This is a genomic window from Streptomyces indicus (assembly GCF_900100315.1).
In the GTDB taxonomy this organism is placed as follows: domain Bacteria; phylum Actinomycetota; class Actinomycetes; order Streptomycetales; family Streptomycetaceae; genus Streptomyces; species Streptomyces indicus.
The window spans coordinates 242776-259099 of sequence record NZ_FNFF01000007.1 but is presented as its reverse complement, the minus strand read 5'-3'; the positions used below and the strand labels follow the sequence as shown (position 1 = coordinate 259099).

The 16324-nt window shown below is 71.5% G+C and carries 16 protein-coding genes; 7 read left to right on the top strand and 9 right to left on the bottom strand.

The annotated features are described in order from the left end of the window. Positions 1–119 precede the first annotated feature (119 nt). From folK to BLT97_RS19590, 4 genes are all read right to left on the bottom strand, one after another. Positions 120–719, bottom strand: coding sequence for a 2-amino-4-hydroxy-6-hydroxymethyldihydropteridine diphosphokinase (gene folK / locus BLT97_RS19605; protein WP_093611977.1), 600 nt, complete (start codon positions 717–719; stop codon positions 120–122). Continuing rightward, on the bottom strand, positions 716–1084 hold the full coding sequence (gene folB, locus BLT97_RS19600) for a dihydroneopterin aldolase (RefSeq protein WP_093611975.1): 369 nt from the start codon (positions 1082–1084) through the stop codon (positions 716–718). The genes folK and folB overlap by 4 nt, the downstream gene beginning before the upstream one ends. A 254-nt stretch (positions 1085–1338) precedes the next feature. Next, a complete protein-coding gene (locus BLT97_RS19595; protein WP_093611973.1) occupies positions 1339–1827 on the bottom strand; it encodes a pyridoxamine 5'-phosphate oxidase family protein in 489 nt (162 codons plus the stop codon). 33 nt (positions 1828–1860) lie between these two features. Continuing rightward, positions 1861–3336: an MFS transporter gene (locus BLT97_RS19590; RefSeq protein ID WP_093611971.1), complete on the bottom strand. Its 1476-nt coding sequence runs from the start codon at positions 3334–3336 to the stop codon at positions 1861–1863. A 158-nt stretch (positions 3337–3494) separates the two neighbouring features. Here BLT97_RS19590 and BLT97_RS19585 point away from each other — a divergent pair, with 158 nt between their 5' ends. Continuing rightward, positions 3495–4430 carry a LysR family transcriptional regulator gene (locus BLT97_RS19585; RefSeq protein ID WP_093611969.1) on the top strand — a complete coding sequence of 312 codons (936 nt, stop codon included), beginning with the start codon at positions 3495–3497 and terminating at the stop codon, positions 4428–4430. Between the two features lie 46 nt (positions 4431–4476). On the opposite strand, the gene BLT97_RS19580 is transcribed toward BLT97_RS19585, so the two are convergent. From BLT97_RS19580 to BLT97_RS19570, 3 genes are read right to left on the bottom strand one after another with little or no spacing between them, the layout of a single operon-like run. After that, positions 4477–4929 carry a nuclear transport factor 2 family protein gene (locus tag BLT97_RS19580; RefSeq protein ID WP_093611967.1) on the bottom strand — a complete coding sequence of 151 codons (453 nt, stop codon included), beginning with the start codon at positions 4927–4929 and terminating at the stop codon, positions 4477–4479. Then, entirely contained in the window at positions 4926–5855 is a 930-nt protein-coding gene (gene folP, locus BLT97_RS19575; RefSeq protein WP_093611965.1) for a dihydropteroate synthase, read from the bottom strand. The genes BLT97_RS19580 and folP overlap by 4 nt, the downstream gene beginning before the upstream one ends. Next, positions 5852–7669 carry a phosphatidylglycerol lysyltransferase domain-containing protein gene (locus BLT97_RS19570; protein WP_245769418.1) on the bottom strand — a complete coding sequence of 606 codons (1818 nt, stop codon included), beginning with the start codon at positions 7667–7669 and terminating at the stop codon, positions 5852–5854. The genes folP and BLT97_RS19570 overlap by 4 nt, the downstream gene beginning before the upstream one ends. Before the next feature lie 257 nt (positions 7670–7926). Between BLT97_RS19570 and BLT97_RS19565 the strand changes: the two genes are divergently transcribed. Continuing rightward, the gene (locus tag BLT97_RS19565; protein WP_093611961.1) at positions 7927–9045 is read left to right on the top strand and encodes an alpha/beta hydrolase; all 1119 of its coding nucleotides are present in this window, start codon (positions 7927–7929) and stop codon (positions 9043–9045) included. A gap of 95 nt (positions 9046–9140) precedes the next feature. Here BLT97_RS19565 and BLT97_RS19560 read toward each other — a convergent pair whose 3' ends face one another. Further along, positions 9141–10301, bottom strand: a complete 1161-nt coding sequence (locus BLT97_RS19560) for an ABC transporter ATP-binding protein (RefSeq protein ID WP_093611959.1) — start codon at positions 10299–10301, stop codon at positions 9141–9143. 165 nt (positions 10302–10466) lie between these two features. Here BLT97_RS19560 and BLT97_RS19555 point away from each other — a divergent pair, with 165 nt between their 5' ends. From BLT97_RS19555 to BLT97_RS19535, 5 genes are all read left to right on the top strand, one after another. Further along, the gene (locus BLT97_RS19555; protein WP_093612204.1) at positions 10467–11195 is read left to right on the top strand and encodes an ABC transporter permease; all 729 of its coding nucleotides are present in this window, start codon (positions 10467–10469) and stop codon (positions 11193–11195) included. After that, positions 11192–11872 carry an ABC transporter permease gene (locus tag BLT97_RS19550; protein ID WP_093611957.1) on the top strand — a complete coding sequence of 227 codons (681 nt, stop codon included), beginning with the start codon at positions 11192–11194 and terminating at the stop codon, positions 11870–11872. The genes BLT97_RS19555 and BLT97_RS19550 overlap by 4 nt, the downstream gene beginning before the upstream one ends. A 93-nt stretch (positions 11873–11965) precedes the next feature. Beyond that, complete coding sequence (locus BLT97_RS19545; protein WP_425442734.1) at positions 11966–12952, top strand: ABC transporter substrate-binding protein; 987 nt, start codon at positions 11966–11968, stop codon at positions 12950–12952. Positions 12953–13066: 114 nt separating this feature from the next. Beyond that, the gene (locus tag BLT97_RS19540; RefSeq protein WP_093611955.1) at positions 13067–14047 is read left to right on the top strand and encodes a hypothetical protein; all 981 of its coding nucleotides are present in this window, start codon (positions 13067–13069) and stop codon (positions 14045–14047) included. 115 nt (positions 14048–14162) lie between these two features. Continuing rightward, the gene (locus BLT97_RS19535) at positions 14163–15182 is read left to right on the top strand and encodes an SAM-dependent methyltransferase (protein ID WP_093612200.1); all 1020 of its coding nucleotides are present in this window, start codon (positions 14163–14165) and stop codon (positions 15180–15182) included. Here the strand turns inward: BLT97_RS19535 and BLT97_RS19530 are convergent. Beyond that, positions 15147–16298 (bottom strand): NADH-quinone oxidoreductase subunit D, encoded by a 1152-nt coding sequence (locus BLT97_RS19530; RefSeq protein ID WP_093611953.1) that lies wholly within the window; start codon positions 16296–16298, stop codon positions 15147–15149. The two genes, BLT97_RS19535 and BLT97_RS19530, sit on opposite strands and share 36 nt — an antisense overlap. Between the last annotated feature and the right edge of the window lie 26 nt (positions 16299–16324).

Below are 16324 nucleotides of genomic sequence, written 5' to 3'. Positions count from 1 at the left end.
CTCCACAGGGGCGGGGTGGTCCCGCCCTCGTACGGTCCGAGTGGCCCCGCGCAGGGAGCCCCGGGCTCTCGGATGGGAGCCCGCGGGCCCTCGTACCCGGGCCCGTTAGACCTTAACGATTACTCGGGCAGCCGCAGTTCCAGATCGGCGCGCGGGGCCACGCCCTCGCGCGTCACGGCGGCGAGGAGCTGGGCGACCGGGCCGTGGCCGGGCACGACGGCCTCGGGGTCCACGTCGTGCCAGGGGGCGAGCACGAAGGCGCGCTGGTGGGCGCGCGGGTGCGGCAGGGTGAGCTGCGGGTCGTCGGAGACGACGTCCTGGTAGGCCACGATGTCCACGTCGATGGTGCGCGGGCCCCAGCGCTCGTCGCGTACGCGGTGGAAGGCCTCCTCGACGGCGTGGGCGCGCTCCAGGAGCGAGGAGGGCGGCAGCGTGGTCTTCACGACGAGCACCGCGTTGAAGTAGCTCGGCTGCGAGCCGGGCTCGACGCCCCAGGGCTCCGTCTCGTACACGGGCGAGACGGCCTTCACGCGCAGACCGGGGGTGTCCTCGAGGGCGTCCACGGCGCCCTGGAGGGTCTCCAGGCGGTTGCCGAGGTTGGAGCCGAGGGCGATCACGGCGAATTTGGGGTTCTGCAGCGTGGTGTCGGCTGCGTCCACCTGCGCCGTGACGGAGGCGGGTACGGGCTGGACCGTGGGGTCGCTCTGCACGTTGTTCATACTCGGCTCCGGGTGATCGTGATCGTCACGTCGTCGAACGGCACGGTGATCGGGGCGTCCGGCTTGTGCACGACGACCTCGACCTCCTGGACCGGCTCGTGCTTCAGGCAGGTCTGGGCGATCCGCTCGGCGAGCGTCTCGATGAGGTCGACCGGCTCGCCCTCGACGACGGCCACGACCTCCTCGGCCACCACGCCGTAGTGCACCGTCTTCGTCAGGTCGTCGTCGGCGGCGGCCGAGCGGGTGTCCAGGCTCATCACCAAGTCCACGATGAAGGTCTGGCCCTCTTCGCGTTCATGGGCGAAGACGCCGTGGTGACCACGGGCCTTCAGGCCGCGCAGCGCGACACGGTCCACGCGAATCACTCCTGCTCATCTCGGTTTCGGCGGGCTGCAGCCGAGTGCGGTCGGCACACCAGTCCCCTTCGAATCTACCTTCGGGTGAGGGCGGTGCTCGCCCGTGGGGGCTATGGACAGGTGGGCTGGGTGGTGCTAAGGCCGGGCACTACGGGCGGCTGGTTGCGGCGCCTACCCGCCGGAGTGGACACCAACCCTTTTCGGGCCGGTGCCCACTCCGGCGGGGGACACGAGGGGGCGCGGGAGGTGTGCCGCGGCGGATGTCAGTTCTCTTCCGCCTGCCAGATCGTGCTCTTCAGGTCCGAGCCGCGGACCAGCTGTACGCGCCACGGGTCGATGCGGATCACGTGGTATTCGGGGTCCTCGGGGCCGCCCCGCCAGTAGTGCACCGGGTCGTACCCGACTCCCGGCGGCCCGCCCCGCCGGTAGAGCTCCCAGGCGTGGAGCTTGTCGGCCGGGTCCTCGTCCCAAGTGGAGCGGGCGTCGACGTGGACGGTGTTCTGGCGGGGGCTCCAGTACGAGTAGGTGGTGTGCGGGCTGTGGGCGAGGTGCGCCGTCTTGACGGGCGTGCGGTACACCGCGAGCCAGCCGACGGGGCGGCCGTCCACCACCTCCCAGACGGGGAACAGGACCCGGGCGCGCGGGCGGTTCCTGCGGTCGAGCGTGATCATCGTGGCGTACTTGATCTCGCGGATGTACGCGAAGAACGTGTCCTGGAGGTCGGTGAAGCCGGCGGCTTTGGTGGTGGGCACGGGAGGTCCTCCTCAACAGGGGCGGGGCAAGGGTCAGTGGGCGGTGGGGAGTTGTTCGGTCGTGCGGTCGGGAGCCGCCGTGTCGTCGCCCCCGCCGATCACCCGGCCGGCGGCGGAGCGGCGTACGCCGAAGACGCTCACGGCCGTGGCGAGCAGGGCCGCCGCCAGCGGCACCCACAGGGCCGCCCGGTAGCCGTCGAGCAGGGCGGCCGGTGAAGTCGACGCCGTGGCGGCCACGTTGACGGCCGCGGCCGCCGAGAGGCCGAGGGCCGCACCGAACTGGAACGAGGTGTAGAGCAGCCCGCCCGCGAGGCCCTGCTCCTCCTCCGCCACGCCCTCGGTGGCGACGATGGTGAGCGGGCCGTACGTCAGCGCGAACGCGATGCCGAGCAGCAGCAGGCTCGGGAACATGGCCAGGTAGGTCCAGTCGGCGCCGAGCGGCAGGAACAGGGCGTACGACGTGGAGGTCACGAGCAGTCCGGCGAGGATCAGGCGGGCGTTGCCGAAGCGGGTGACCAGGCGGGGCACCAGGGTCGGCGCGAGGATCGCGTCGATGCCCACGACGACCATCGCGAAGCTGGTCTCCAGGGTGGACCAGCCGCGCAGCTCCTGGAGGTAGAGGACCACCAGGAACTGGAAGCCGAAGAACCCGGCGGCGAAGAGCAGTCCGGCCGCGTTGGCCCGTACGAGCTCGGCGTTGCGGAAGATGCCCATACGGACCAGGGGCGCCGCGGCCCGGCGCTCGACGGCGGCGAACGCGGCGAGGGCGGCGAGGCCCGCGCCGAGCGTGCCCGCGGTCCAGGCGGCCGAGGTGTGGCTCGCGCGCTCGACGCCGAGCACCAGGAGCAGGATCGCCGCGGTGACGGCGAGGCCGCCGGCCAGGTCGAGGCTCTGGCCGGTGCGGTCGGGGCGCGGCGCCTTCGGTACGAGGGCCAGCGCCGCCACCAGGATCAGCGCGGAGAGCACCACCGGCGCGAAGAACACCCAGCGCCAGTCGGCCGAGGCGAGCAGCCCGCCCACGACCAGGCCGATGGAGAAGCCGCCCGCGCCCGTGCCGGAGTAGACGAGCAGCGCCTTGTTGCGCTGCGGACCCTCGGCGAAGCCGGTGGTGATGATGGACAGGCCGGCCGGGGTCATGAAGGCGGCGGCGACCCCGGTGACGAAGCGGGCGGTGATCAGCATCCAGCCGTCCGTGGCGAAGCCGCCGAGGCCGGAGAAGAGCAGGAACACCGTCAGCCAGAACACGAACATCCTGCGCCGCCCGAAGAGGTCGGCCGCGCGTCCGCCGACCAGCATGAAGCCTCCGTATCCGAGGACGTAGGCGCTCATGACCCACTGGAGGGAGCCGGTGGACAGGCCGAGGTCGGCGCGGATGGCGGGCAGGGCCACGTTGAGCATGGCCACGTCGATGCCCTCGAGGAAGATCGCGCCGCACAGGACGAGCAGCACGCCCCATTCGCGGGCGCCGAGCGAGGCGGACGGGCTCTTCGGCGGACTGGTGGCAGGCATGGCGGATCAACTCCTGGAGCAGGAAAGGTGGTTGAGAGTGCAACCACCTTCCGCCGGGGTGCCGGGCGGGAACAACGGCGAAGAACTCGACGTTCGTTCAACCACGCTTACCGATCCGGGGACGGGCCCGGGGCGGCCCGGTTCACCTGGGGGAATCGATGGAACGCGACGAGGTCGAGGTCTTCCTGCTGCTCGCCGAAGAGCTGCACTTCGGCCGGACGGCGGAGCGCATGCGGCTCTCGCGGGCCCGGGTCAGCCAGCTGGTGCAGCGCCTGGAGCGGCGGGTCGGCGCCCCCTTGTTCGTACGGACCTCGCGCCGCGTGGCCCTGACCTCACTGGGCCGGCAGCTGCGGGCCGACCTGGAGCCGCACCACCGCGCGATGCAGGCCGCGCTCGCCCGCGCCGTCGCCACCGCCCGCGGCATCGACACCGTGCTGCACGTCGGGTTCTCCACGCCGCTGACCGGTGAGATCGTCCTCAAGGCGACCGAGGCACTGCGGGTCAGCCACCCCGGGCTCGCGGTGGAGATCTGCGAGGTCCCGCTGACCGATCCGTACGGGCAGCTGCGCCGCGGGGAGTTCGACGTGCAGTTGCAGGAGCTTCCCGTACGCGAGGACGATCTCGGCGGCGGACCGCAGCTGTTCGCCGAGGAGCGGGTGCTCGCGGTGCCCTCCTCGCATCCGCTCGCCGTGCGGGACGCGGTCTCCATGGAGGACCTGGCGGACGTGCCGCTGCTCACCATCGACGGCGACGTGCCGGATTACTGGCAGGAGCTCCAGGCGCCCGCGCACACCCCTGGCGGGCTGCCGATCGCGCGTGGGCCCGCGGTGACCAACATGCAGGAGGCGCTGATGCTGGTCGCGGGCGGCCGGGGCGCGCTGTTCACGGCCGCGCACACGCGGACGTACTACGCGCGGCCGGGCATCGCGTACGTCCCGTTCGTCGATGCGGATCCCGTCGGGTACGGCCTGGTGTGGCGGGCCGGGAACCACACCGGCGCGCTCCAGGCCTTCGCGGCGGCGGCGCGTGCGGCGGCGCGGGAGAGGAGCGGGGAGCTTACGGGGGAGGCTGCGCGGCGGGCGCTTCCCGTCTGAGCGGCGGACCCTGGTCAGTCCTGTGGCTGCGATCCGAGGTCTGCGGTCAGTCCTCGTCCTCGTCCTCGTCACGCTCCGCCAGGACCGGGGAGGCGTGGTGGGACCACAGGCGCCAGCCGTCCGGGGTGCGCCGGAAGAGGTTGGAGGCGACCACCAACTGGCCGACCAGCGGGCCGAGTTCGCCCGCCTCCTCCGAGGGGGCGCCGCTCAGGATGTTCTCCGTGCAGGTGACCAGGGCCGTGTCGCCGTTCACGGAGATCTTGACGTCCGTCAGGAAGAACTGGATGTACTCCGTGTTCGCCATGATCAGGGCATACGAGCGGAGCACCTCGCCGCGGCCCGTCAGGACCGGCCAGCCGGGGTGGACGCAGGTGACGCCGTCGCCCTCGTCGCCGGTGAGCCACAGGTCGGAGAGCGTCTCGAAGTCGCCGCCCTCCATCGCCTCGTAGAAGGCGGTGTTGGCCTGCTCGACGGCCTCGAGATCCACGCGTGACGTCACCGGGCTCCTTCGGGGTTCGGGTGGGGGTGCTGCGGGTCCGCTCCGGCGCGGGCGGGCCGCGGGGGCGATACGGCGCCTTCGACCGCGCGCGCCACCCGGACCGCGTCCGCGGTGGCCCGCACCTCGTGGACGCGGACCGCCCAGGCGCCCTCGTGGGCGGCGATGGCCGAGACGGCCGCCGTGGCCGCGTCGCGTTCGCGCGCGGGCGGCGGGGTGGCCCCGGGGGCTGCCAGGACCCGGCCGAGGAAACGCTTGCGCGAGGCCGCCACCAGGACCGGGTACCCCAGGGCGCGCAGTTCGCGCATGTGGGCCACCAGGGCCAGGTCGTGCTCGGCGTTCTTCGCGAAGCCGAGGCCCGGGTCGACCACGATGCGCTCGGGGGCGATGCCGCCCTCGACCACCGCGTCCAGGCGGACGCGGAGCTCGGCGAGCACCTCGCCGACCACGTCCTCGTACACCGCGAGGCTGTTCATGTCCTCGCTGAAGCCGCGCCAGTGCATGACCACGAACGGCGCCCCGGCCTCGGCGACCACCGGGATCATCGCCGGGTCGGCGAGACCGCCGCTCACGTCGTTGACGAGGAGGGCGCCGGCCGCGAGCGCCTGCTCGGCGACCCTGGCGCGCATCGTGTCCACGGAGACGGTCACGCCCTCGGAGGCCAGGCCCCGTACGACGGGGATCACCCGGCGCAGCTCCTCCGCCTCGTCGACGCGGGTGGCGCCCGGGCGGGTGGACTCGCCGCCGACGTCGACCAGGTCCGCGCCCTGCGCGACCAGGTCGAGGCCGTGTTTGACGGCGGCGGTGGTGTCGAACCAGCGGCCGCCGTCGGAGAAGGAGTCCGGGGTCACGTTGACCACGCCCATGACCGCGCAGCGGTCCCAATCGGGTAGGCCCTCGACATGTCCTCGGCCGTGCGGCTTGCTCATGGGGCCAGCCTAGGGCCCTCCGGCGGGTGCGGGTGCGCCCCCGTCGGGGAGCCGTGGGCGGCGGGGCGGGCGTGCAGCTGGTGCGGGCAGGCGCGTGTCGGGCGCAGGAAGCGCGGCAGCCGCAGCGTGACGAAGCCCTCGGCCTGCATCGCGGCGAAGCCGATGCGCGGCAGGTCGCGCGAGGAGCGGAAGACGACGAAGCGGGGCTCCCAGCGCGGCCGGAACTTCGCGTTGAACTTGTAGAGCGACTCGATCTGGAACCAGCGGGAGAGGAAGACAAGGAGTCCGCGCCACAGGCGCAGGACCGGCCCGGCGCCCAGCTGCTCGCCGCGGGCGAGGGCCGAGCGGAACATCGCGAAGTTCAGCGACAGGCGCGTCAGGCCCAGGGCGGGGGCCGCCTGGAGGGCGGCGACGATGAGCAGTTCGTTCATGCCCGGGTCGGCGGCGCGGTCGCGGCGCATCAGGTCGAGGGACGCGCCGTCCTCGCCCCACGGCACGAAGTGCAGGATCGCCTTCAAGTCCCCGTACGGGCCCGGGACTTCGCTGTCGGCGAGGTGGGCGGTGGCGATCAGGCAGTCGCCGTCCGCGGGGTCGCCGATGCGACCCAGCGCCATCGAGAAGCCGCGCTCGGTGTCGGTGCCGCGCCAGTCCTCGGCGGCGCGGCGTACGCGGTCGAGCTCCTCGGGCGTGAGGTCGCGGACGCGGCGGACGCGCGTGGTGTAGCCGGCGCGCTCGATGCGCTTGACCATCTGCCGGACGTTGCGCATCGCGCGTCCGGACAGCGTGAAGTCCGCCACGTCCACGATCGCCTCGTCGCCCAGCTCCAGGGCGTCCAGGCCGCTCTCGCGGGTCCAGACCTCGCCGCCGGTCTGCGAGCAGCCCATCACGGCCGGGGTCCAGGAGTGGGCCTCGGCCTCGGCCAGGAACCGTTCGATCGCGCCCGGCCAGGCCTCCACATCGCCGATCGGATCGCCGCTCGCGAGCATCACGCCGGAGACGACGCGGTAGGTGACCGCGGCCTTGCCGCTGGGCGAGAACACCACGGCCTTGTCCCGGCGCAGCGCGAACTGGCCGAGCGAGTCCCGGGCGCCGTGCCGCGCGAGCAGCGCGCGCAGCCGGTCCTCGTCCTCCGCGGTGAGGCGGGCGACCGGGTGCTCGGGCCGCAGCGCCAGGTAGATCGTGGTCAGCGCGGTGAGCAGGCCGAGCGCGCCGAGCGAGGTGCTGACCAGCCAGGACGTACGGCCGTGGTAGTCGACCGGGCCCTCCGCGCCGAAGAGGCCGTAGACGACGTGCGTGAGCAGATCGGTGACGGAGGGGTCGCCGACCACGTGCGCGGGGTGGGTGGAGACGATCACCGTGCCGAGGCCGAGCGAGAAGGCGCTCATCAGCAGGAAATTCGTCAGCGCCTTCCAGCGGCTGCGGGGGTCGGGAAGGGCGGTGAATTCACTCCGATGGCCCAGCAGGAGCGCGAGCAGCAGCAGCGGCAGCACGAGCCCGGCGAGCGAGTGCCGGTAGGTGAACTGCGCCAGGGCCCCGACGGGCAGCAGCACCACGGCCGCCCGCCAGGCACGGCGCTTGCGGCGGCGCAGACCGTGCGCGAGCAGCAGGAGCAGGACGCCGGCGCAGATGGCGAGGGCGGCGGCGTACGGGCCGAGGGCGCCCGGCAGCAGATCAGCGGCCAGCGCGTGCAGTCGGCTGTGCCGGAAGCGCGGGAAGACACCGGCGGCGATGTCGAGCAGGCCGATCAGGGTGCAGGCGGTCGCGACGAGGGCCGGCACCTTCTCGGAGCGCGGGCCGCGGGCGAGCCTGCGCATCCTGGGACCAGCAGTGGAGCCGGATGTGATCTGGGCAGCACGGGGAACCCCGTCCGTTTTTTCCGCATCTATCCTGCTGGACATCGCATCCCATGGTTCTGCGAGAGCCGAGGTCCGGACGCCTGCGCTCCGGACGAATTGCGCCCTTTAGGACGGCGTGACCGGGAGGTGGGTTCATTCGTGGCCGCAGAAAACCTGTGCAAACCGGGCGGCGGCCTTCCTTCCCCTCGCAGCACGCAAGAACAGGCAGTCATCCCATGGGTCTCACGAGCAACACAGTGCTGGCACTGGCCGTCCTTCTGGCCGTGCTCCTGTTCGTCGGCACGGTCTGGCTCTGGCCGAAGCTGGCCGGGCGCACCTGGCGTGCAGTCCTGGGCCGGATCGTGCTCCTCGCCCTGACGCAGGTCATGGTCTTCGCCTCGATCGGGCTCGCGGCCAACCGCGAGTTCGGCTTCTACGCCTCATGGGCGGACCTCTTCGGGCAGGAGCAGGAGCCGGGTGTGGTGGTCGACCACGACACGGCGGGCGGCGCGAGCGGTCCGGTCAAGGTCACCGGCAAGCAGTCCGTGAACGTGCCCGGCGGCGCGAAGCTCCAGGTCGGCGGCCAGATACAGAAGGTGGAGATAGCCGGCCGGAAGTCGAAGCTCTCCAGTCAGGCGTACGTCTATCTCCCGCCCGAGTACTTCAGGCCCGAGTACAAGGACAAGAAGTTCCCGGCCTCCGTCGTGATCACCGGCTACCCGGGCACCGCCGAGAACCTGATCAAGGGCCTGCACTACCCGCAGACCGCCAACAAGCAGGCCCGCGAGGGCACGATGCAGCCGATGGTCCTCGTCATGCTGCGGCCCGCGATCGTGCCCGGCCGGGACACCGAGTGCGTGGACATACCGCACGGCCCGCAGACCGAGACCTTCTTCGCCGAGGACCTGCCGGCCGCGGTCCAGGGCGCGTTCCGCGTCGGTACGAAGGCGGAGAACTGGGGCGTGATCGGCAACTCCACCGGCGGCTACTGCGCGTTGAAGATCGCGATGAAGCACCCCGACCGCTTCGCCGCCGGCGCCGGACTCTCCGCCAACTACATGGCACCGATCGACGACCAGACCGGCGACCTCTTCCAGGGCGACGAGAAGGTCAGGCGGGAGTCCGACCTGATGTGGCTCCTGGACCACCGGCCCGCGCCGCCCGTCTCGCTCCTCGCCACCAGCAGCAAGCAGGGCGAGGACAACTACGCGGACACGCTGAAGTTCATCGACAAGGTCAAGTCCCCGACGAGGGTCTCCTCGATCCTGCTGGACTCGGGCGGCCACAACTTCAACACGTGGCGGCGGGAGATCCCGGCGACGTTGGTGTGGATCAGCGGGCGACTCAAGGCCTGAACGGCTGAAGGCGTGAGCGGCTCAAGGCGTGAACGGCTCAAGGCGTGAACGGCTCAAGGCCTGAACGGCTCAAGGCCTGAACCCAGGAAGGGAGTTCACACCCCGCTCACCGACTCCAGCTCCACCTCGGCCCGCGAGATGTCCCGCGCGTCCGCCGCCGTCGATCTGCGCAAGGCCTCGTGCAGCGTGGCCGGGGTCAGGACGCCCAGGAAGCGGCCCTCGCCGCTCTCGTCGATCACCGCGATCCAGCCCGCGTCGTGCTGGAGCATCGTCGAGAACGCCCGCTTCAGCGAAGCCCCGACCGGCAGCCAGGCCTCCATCCGGCGCGCATGGTCGGACACGGTGCCCGATGTGAGGTGGTCGGCGCCCACCCAGCCGTGCAGATGGCCCGCGGCGTCCAGGACCACCGCCCAGCCGGCCTCCTCCGCCCGCATCCGCGCGGCGGCGGACTCCGCCGGGTCCTCCAGGCGTACGACCGGGGGCTGTTCGAGGTCGCCCTCCTCGATCGGCGTGACCGACAGGCGCTTGAGGCCGCGGTCGGAGCCGACGAAATCGGCGACATACGGGGTGGCCGGGGCGCCGAGCACGGCCGCCGGTGCGTCGTACTGCTCGATCCGGCCCTGGCCGTAGACGGCGATGCGGTCGCCGAGCCGTACGGCCTCCTCGATGTCGTGCGTGACGAAGAGCACCGTCTTGTGCAGCTCCTGCTGAAGCCGCAGGAACTCCGTCTGGAGGTGCTCGCGCACCACCGGGTCCACCGCGCCGAACGGCTCGTCCATGAGCAGGACGGGCGGATCGGCCGCCAACGCGCGTGCCACACCGACGCGTTGACGCTGGCCGCCGGAGAGCTGCTCGGGGTAGCGGTCGCCGTAGACCGAGGGGTCGAGGCCCACGAGGTCGAGGAGTTCGGCGGCGCGCTTCCTGCTGTCGCCCTTCTTCCAGCCGAGGAGATGCGGGACGGTCGCGGTGTTCTCCAGGACCGTCTTGTGCGGGAAGAGGCCGACCTGCTGGATGACATAGCCGATACGGCGCCGCAGACGGACCGGATCGATATCGGATATGTCCTCGCCGTCGAGGTATATCCGCCCCGAGGTCGGCTCGATGAGACGGTTCACCATCTTCATCGTGGTGGTCTTGCCGCAGCCGGACGGGCCCACCAGCGTGACCAGTTCACCCGCCGTGACCTCGAAGGACAGGTCGTCCACCGCCGTGGTGCCATCGGCGTACCGCTTGCTGACGTGCTCGAACCGGATCATGACTCCCCATTGTGGTGGGCTTGTTGTGAACGCCATGTTGCTGCAAGACAACAGCCCTCGGCGATTGTCAGTCCATGGGTTTAGGGTCGCGGGACGGACAGACGACTCGTACGCGGATACGGACGAGTCATACATAGGTTCGGCGTGACGGGGGAGGTGAGCGCCGTGAGCCGACAGAACTGCCTGGTGACGAACGACTGGGTGTGCCTCGAATACCTCGACACGCGCAGCCAGGAGCTGATCGACGCGACCGTCCAGCATGTGGGGATCACAGCCGCCTCGGTCGCCATCGGGCTGGTCGTGTCCTTCCCGCTGGCGCTGCTCGCGCGCCGCGGAAGGCTGTTCGCCGGGCCGGTGCTCGGGGTGACCACAGCGCTGTACTCGGTGCCCTCGCTCGCGATGTTCTCCCTGCTGCTGCTGGTGTTCGGGCTCTCGCCGGCCACGGTGATCACCAGCCTGGCGCTGTACTCCCTGACGATCCTCGTACGGAATGTGATGGCGGGATTGGAGGCCGTGCCCGACGAGGCGCGCGAGGCCGCGCGCGGGCTCGGATACGGTCCGGCGCGGATGCTGTGGGAGGTCGAACTGCCGCTGGCGATACCGGCGATCCTGGCCGGCGTGCGGATCGCCACGGTCTCGACGGTGGCGCTCACCACGGTCGGCGCCATCGTCGGATACGGCGGGCTCGGCGGCCTGATCATGTCCGGGCTGCGCAGCGACTTCAAGGCGCAGGTGCTCACCGCGTCCGTGCTGTGCGTGCTGCTCGCCATCGCCGCGGATCTGCTGTTGCTGCTGCTCCAGCGGCTGTTGACACCCTGGACCCGCATACGGACCGCCCCCTCGGGCGGCCACATATCCCCGACCGGGGTCGCGAAGGTGACGGAGCCGGCATGAACGCGCTATCGGGTGCCTTCGAATGGCTGACCACGGGGGCCAACTGGCAGGGCGAGCGGGGGGTGTGGCACCGGCTCGCCGAGCACCTCTACTTCAGCGGTGTGTGCCTGGCCGCCTCCGTGCTGATCGCCCTGCCGCTCGCGCTGTGGCTCGGGCACATCGGCAAGGGCGGCGCGCTCGCGGTCAACATCTCCAATGTGGGCCGCGCGATCCCCACCCTCGCGGTGCTCGTGCTGCTCACGCTCAGCCCGCTCGGGCGGTACGGGGACGCGCCCACGCTGATCGCCCTCGTGCTCTTCGCGGTGCCGCCCCTGCTGACCAACGCCTACCTCGGCATGCGCGAGGTGGACAAGGCGGTGGTCGAGGCGGCGCGCGGCATGGGCATGAGCGGCGGCCAGCTGTTCCTGCGGGTCGAACTGCCCCTGGCGTACCCGCTGATCATGACCGGCCTGCGTTCGGCCGCCGTGCAGGTGGTGGCCACCGCGACGCTGGCGTCCATGGCCGGCGAAGGCGGCCTCGGGCGGATCATCACGCAGGGCTTCACGGTGCAGAACACCCCGCAGGTCATCGCCGGCGCGGTCCTCGTCACCGCGCTCGCGCTCCTGGTGGAGCTGCTGCTCGTGGTGGTCGGCAAGGTGTGCGACCCGATGCGGGGGCGGGCGGCACGGGCGGTGTGAGCAGCGACATACACGTTCTCGATGCGGATGTTCTGCGAACAGCCGCCTGACGACCAGTGATTGCGGAAGACGATTCCCGAAATGGTGGACCCCATGAAGAAGTTCCCCCGTGGCATACGGATGGCAGCGGCCACGGCCGCCGTCGTGGCTCTCGGCGCGGGGCTCACCGCCTGCGGCGGCGACAGCCTCGAGGACAAGGGCTCCGGCTCCGGCGGCAGTGCCGGAGGCGACAAGAAGAAGGGCTCGCTGGTGGTGGGCTCGGCGAGCTTCACCGAGTCCAAGGTGCTCGCCGAGCTGTACGCGCAGCTGCTCAGCGACGCCGGATACGGCACGTCCATCAAGACGGTGGACAGCCGCGAGGTCTATGAACCGGCCCTGGAAAAGGGCGATATCGATGTGGTGCCCGAGTACGCGGCCACGATGGCCGAATTCCTCAACACCAAGGTGAACGGGCCGAAGGCCTCCGAGGAGAAGCCCGTCGCCTCCAGCGATGTGGCCAAGACGGTGGCCGAGTTGGAGAAGCTGGCCACGCCGCGCGGCCTCACCGCGCTGCCCGCCGGCGAGGCCGTGGACCAGAACGCATTCGCGGTCTCCAAGGAATACGCCGAGAAGAACAAGCTCAAGACCCTTTCGGATCTGGGGAAGTCGAAGCTCAAGGTGAAGATCGCGGCCGGTGAGGAATGCGAGGTCCGGCCGTTCTGCGCGCCCGGCCTGAAGTCGAAGTACGGCATCGACGTCACCGGCATCGACCCCAAGGGCGTCGGCACCCCGCAGTCCAAGCAGGCCGTGAAGAACGGTGAGGACCAGCTCGTCCTGACCACCACGACCGACGCCACCTTGGAGAACTTCGACCTGGTCCTGCTCGAGGACGACAAGAAGCTCCAGAACGCGGACAACATTCTCCCGGTGGTCAACACCGAGGACGCAGGCGCGAAGGACATCGCGGCCGCGCTCGCGAAGCTCACCGAAACGCTCACGACCGAGGATCTCGTGGAGCTCAACCGCAAGGTCGACGCGGAGCGCGTGAAGGAAGCGGACGCGGCGAAGGAGTACCTGGAATCGAAGGGTCTGCTCAAGTAGGCGCGGCGGGGGAGTAGGGGTGGCCGAGTTCCGTTTGCGAAGTTGAGTAACCGGAAGGGAACAGATTGCCGGGCGGGGGTCCGACCGGGCCTTACGCGCGGTAAATTTCTGGCCATGCCACGTGGACGCCACCGCCATTCCCCCCCACTGCACCGACTGCTTCCCCCGTCGACGGTCGCCGCCGTGTCGGTCGTCGCCGCGGCGAGCGCCTGGCTGGTTCCCGACACCCTGGTGCTGCGCCTGCTCGCCGGCGTCGCGGCGGCCTCCGCCGTGACCGGCGCCGTGGTCATGCGCCGCTGGGACCGGCTCGCCGGCAAGCAGGTGGCCGAGCTGACCCGGGCGCGCGCGAGCGACGAGTGGAAGCACGAAGAGCGCGTGGCCGAGCTGGAGACGGACCTCGACGAGTCGCGCGAGCTGCGCGCCAAGCTGGAGGCCCGACTGCGGGCGAAGCGGGGCGAACTGGCCGCGCTGCGCGGCGAACACGCGGCGCTGCTGCGGCGGTACGCGACGGCCGAGACCGAGCGTGCCAGCGCCCTCGAAGGCCGGCGCCGGCTGGCCATCGAGGCCTCCGCGCCGGCGAAGGCGCTGCCGCCGGCGGACGCGGACGGCGCACCGCGCGGCACCGTCTCGCTCTACCTCAAGGCGAACGCGGCGCTGGACAAGCTGGCACGGGTGCCACAGCAGCGCACTTCGGGTGACGGCCCCGCACCGGGGACGGCGTCCGAGGAGGCGACGGCGGAGGGGAAGCCCGAGGCGGCCGTCGCCCACGAGCGCCCGGCCGCCGCCCTGCACCCGGCCACGCGTCCCGCGGCCGCCGTGGTGCCGCACACGCCGGTGCGCCGCCCGCTCATCGGCGGCTTCGACTTCTTCGGCACGAAGACGGGCGGCGGCGCCGCGCAGATCGAAGCGGTGCAGAACGAGGACCTCGCGGACGTGGTGGGCGCGGAGGCGCTGGCGCTGCACAAGGCCGAGGCCGAGGGGGAGTTCAAGTCCAAGGCCGCCGCCGAGCGCGCGGTGGGCGAGGTCATCGACCTCACGGCCCACGACGAGACCGAGCAGATCGACGTGGCGGGGCTGCGGTCCGCGATGTCCTGAGGATGCGTACGTGGCGGGGCTGCGGTCCGCGATGTCCTGAGGACCCGTACGCGGCGGGGACGGCCTCGCCTGCCGGCCCTCCCGGGTGGCGGTGGATACTCACCCGGTGAACCCGGTGAGCACTGACCCCCGCGGCTGGCGCGCGGCGACCGAGCGGGCCCTGTACGGCCCCGGCGGCTTCTACCTGCGGCCGGACGGCCCCGCCGCCCACTTCCGTACCTCCGTGCACGCCTCCCCGCTCTACGCCCGCGCCGTCGCCACCCTGCTCACCCGGGTCGACCGGGCCCTGGGCCGCCCGGACCCGCTCGACTTCATCGATGTGGGCGCGGGGCGCGCGGAGTTGACCCGCGGTGTGCTCGACGCGCTGCCCCCCGAGGTGGCCGCCCGCACGAGGGCGTACGCCGTGGAGCGGGCACCCCGGCCGGCCGGGTTCGACGACGGCCGCATCGAGTGGACCGACGAGATCCCCGCGGAGGTCGACGGCCTGCTCTTCGCCAACGAATGGCTAGACAACGTGCCCGTCGACGTCGTCGAGGTGGACGAGCACGGCATCCCCCGCCTCGTCCTCGTATCGGAGGAGGACGGCACCGAGACCCTCGGCGAGCCGCTGCCGGACGGACCGGACCGGGACTGGCTCGCGCGCTGGTGGCCGCTCGGCGACGAGCCCGGCAGCCGCGCCGAGATCGGCCGCCCGCGCGACGAGGCCTGGGCGGAGGCGGTACGGGCCGTGCGCGGCGGCCTCGCCGTGGCCGTGGACTACGCGCACGAGCAGGCGCAGCGGCCGCCGTTCGGGACGCTCACCGGGTTCCGCGAGGGCCGCGAGTGCCGTCCCGTGCCGGACGGCTCCTGCGACATCACCGCCCACGTGGCGCTCGACGCCTGCGCCCGCCCCGGCGCCGTACTCCTGACGCAGCGCGAGGCCCTGCACGCGCTGGGCCTGCGCGCCGGGCGGCCGCCGCTCGCGCTCGCGAGCACCGACCCGGCCGCCTACGTGCGCGCACTCGCGAGCACCGGCGAGGCCGCCGAGCTCACCGCGCCCGGCGGCCTCGGCGACTTCGGCTGGCTGTTGCAGCCCGCGGGACCCGTCTCTCCGGACGCGCTACTTGTCGATGTCGCCGACGACGAAGAAGAGTGACCCGAGGATCGCGACCATGTCCGCGACCAGCGTCCCGGGCAGCAGCTCGATGAGCGCCTGGATGTTGTTGTACGAGGCCGAGCGGAGCTTGAGGCGGTACGGGGTCTTCTCGCCCTTGGAGACCAGGTAGTAGCCGTTGATGCCGAGCGGGTTCTCGGTCCAGGCGTACGTGTGGCCTTCGGGGGCCTTGAGCACCTTCGGCAGGCGCTGGTTGATCGGCCCGGGCGCCAGCTCGGCCATCCGGTCCAGGCAGGCGTCGGCCAGGTCCAGGGAGTTGTGGGTCTGCTCCAGGAGGCACTCGAAGCGGGCCAGGCAGTCGCCCTCCTCGCGCGTGACCACCTTGAGCACCGACTGGAGCTCGCCGTACGCGAGATACGGCTCGTCGCGGCGCAGGTCGAAGTCCACCCCGGAAGCGCGGGCGATCGGCCCGCTCACCCCGTACGCGTGCACCGCCGAGGGCGTGAGCACGCCGATGTCGCGGGTGCGGCCGCGGAAGATCTCGTTGCCGAGCACGAGCTTGTCGTAGACGTCCATCCGCGAGCGCACCGAGGCAACCGCGGCGCGGGCCCGCTGCGTCCACCCGAGCGGCAGGTCCTCCTTGAGGCCGCCGACGCGGTTGAACATGTAGTGCATCCGGCCGCCGGACACCTCCTCCATGACCGCCTGGAGCTCCTCGCGCTCCCGGAAGGCATGGAAGACCGGGGTGATTCCGCCCAGTTCGAGCGGGTACGAACCGAGGAACATCAGGTGGTTGAGGACGCGGTTCAGCTCGGCGAGCAGCGTGCGGGTCCACACCGCGCGCTCGGGGACCTCCATGCCGAGCATCCGCTCGACCGCGAGGACCACGCCCAGTTCGTTGGAGAAGGCGGAGAGCCAGTCGTGGCGGTTGGCCAGCATCACGATCTGCCGGTAGTCGCGCGCCTCGAAGAGCTTCTCGGCGCCGCGGTGCATATAGCCGATCACCGGTTCGGCCTGCACGATGCGCTCGCCGTCGAGCACCAGCTTCAGGCGAAGGACGCCGTGCGTGGACGGGTGCTGCGGGCCGATGTTGAGCACCATGTCGGTGCTCTCGGCCGCGCCGCCGATTCCGACCATGGTCTCCGTCTTGGGACTCATGGCGAACAGTCTCTCGTACGTAGGGT

Coding starts and splice junctions, on each gene's coding strand:
- folK (WP_093611977.1), bottom strand. CDS start 719: ATGAACAACGTGCAGAGCGACCCCACGGTCCAGCCCGTACCCGCCTCC.
- BLT97_RS19590 (WP_093611971.1), bottom strand. CDS start 3,336: ATGCCTGCCACCAGTCCGCCGAAGAGCCCGTCCGCCTCGCTCGGCGCC.
- BLT97_RS19585 (WP_093611969.1), top strand. CDS start 3,495: ATGGAACGCGACGAGGTCGAGGTCTTCCTGCTGCTCGCCGAAGAGCTG.
- folP (WP_093611965.1), bottom strand. CDS start 5,855: ATGAGCAAGCCGCACGGCCGAGGACATGTCGAGGGCCTACCCGATTGG.
- BLT97_RS19570 (WP_245769418.1), bottom strand. CDS start 7,669: ATGCGCAGGCTCGCCCGCGGCCCGCGCTCCGAGAAGGTGCCGGCCCTC.
- BLT97_RS19565 (WP_093611961.1), top strand. CDS start 7,927: ATGGGTCTCACGAGCAACACAGTGCTGGCACTGGCCGTCCTTCTGGCC.
- BLT97_RS19560 (WP_093611959.1), bottom strand. CDS start 10,301: ATGATCCGGTTCGAGCACGTCAGCAAGCGGTACGCCGATGGCACCACG.
- BLT97_RS19550 (WP_093611957.1), top strand. CDS start 11,192: ATGAACGCGCTATCGGGTGCCTTCGAATGGCTGACCACGGGGGCCAAC.
- BLT97_RS19545 (WP_425442734.1), top strand. CDS start 11,966: ATGAAGAAGTTCCCCCGTGGCATACGGATGGCAGCGGCCACGGCCGCC.
- BLT97_RS19540 (WP_093611955.1), top strand. CDS start 13,067: ATGCCACGTGGACGCCACCGCCATTCCCCCCCACTGCACCGACTGCTT.
- BLT97_RS19530 (WP_093611953.1), bottom strand. CDS start 16,298: ATGAGTCCCAAGACGGAGACCATGGTCGGAATCGGCGGCGCGGCCGAG.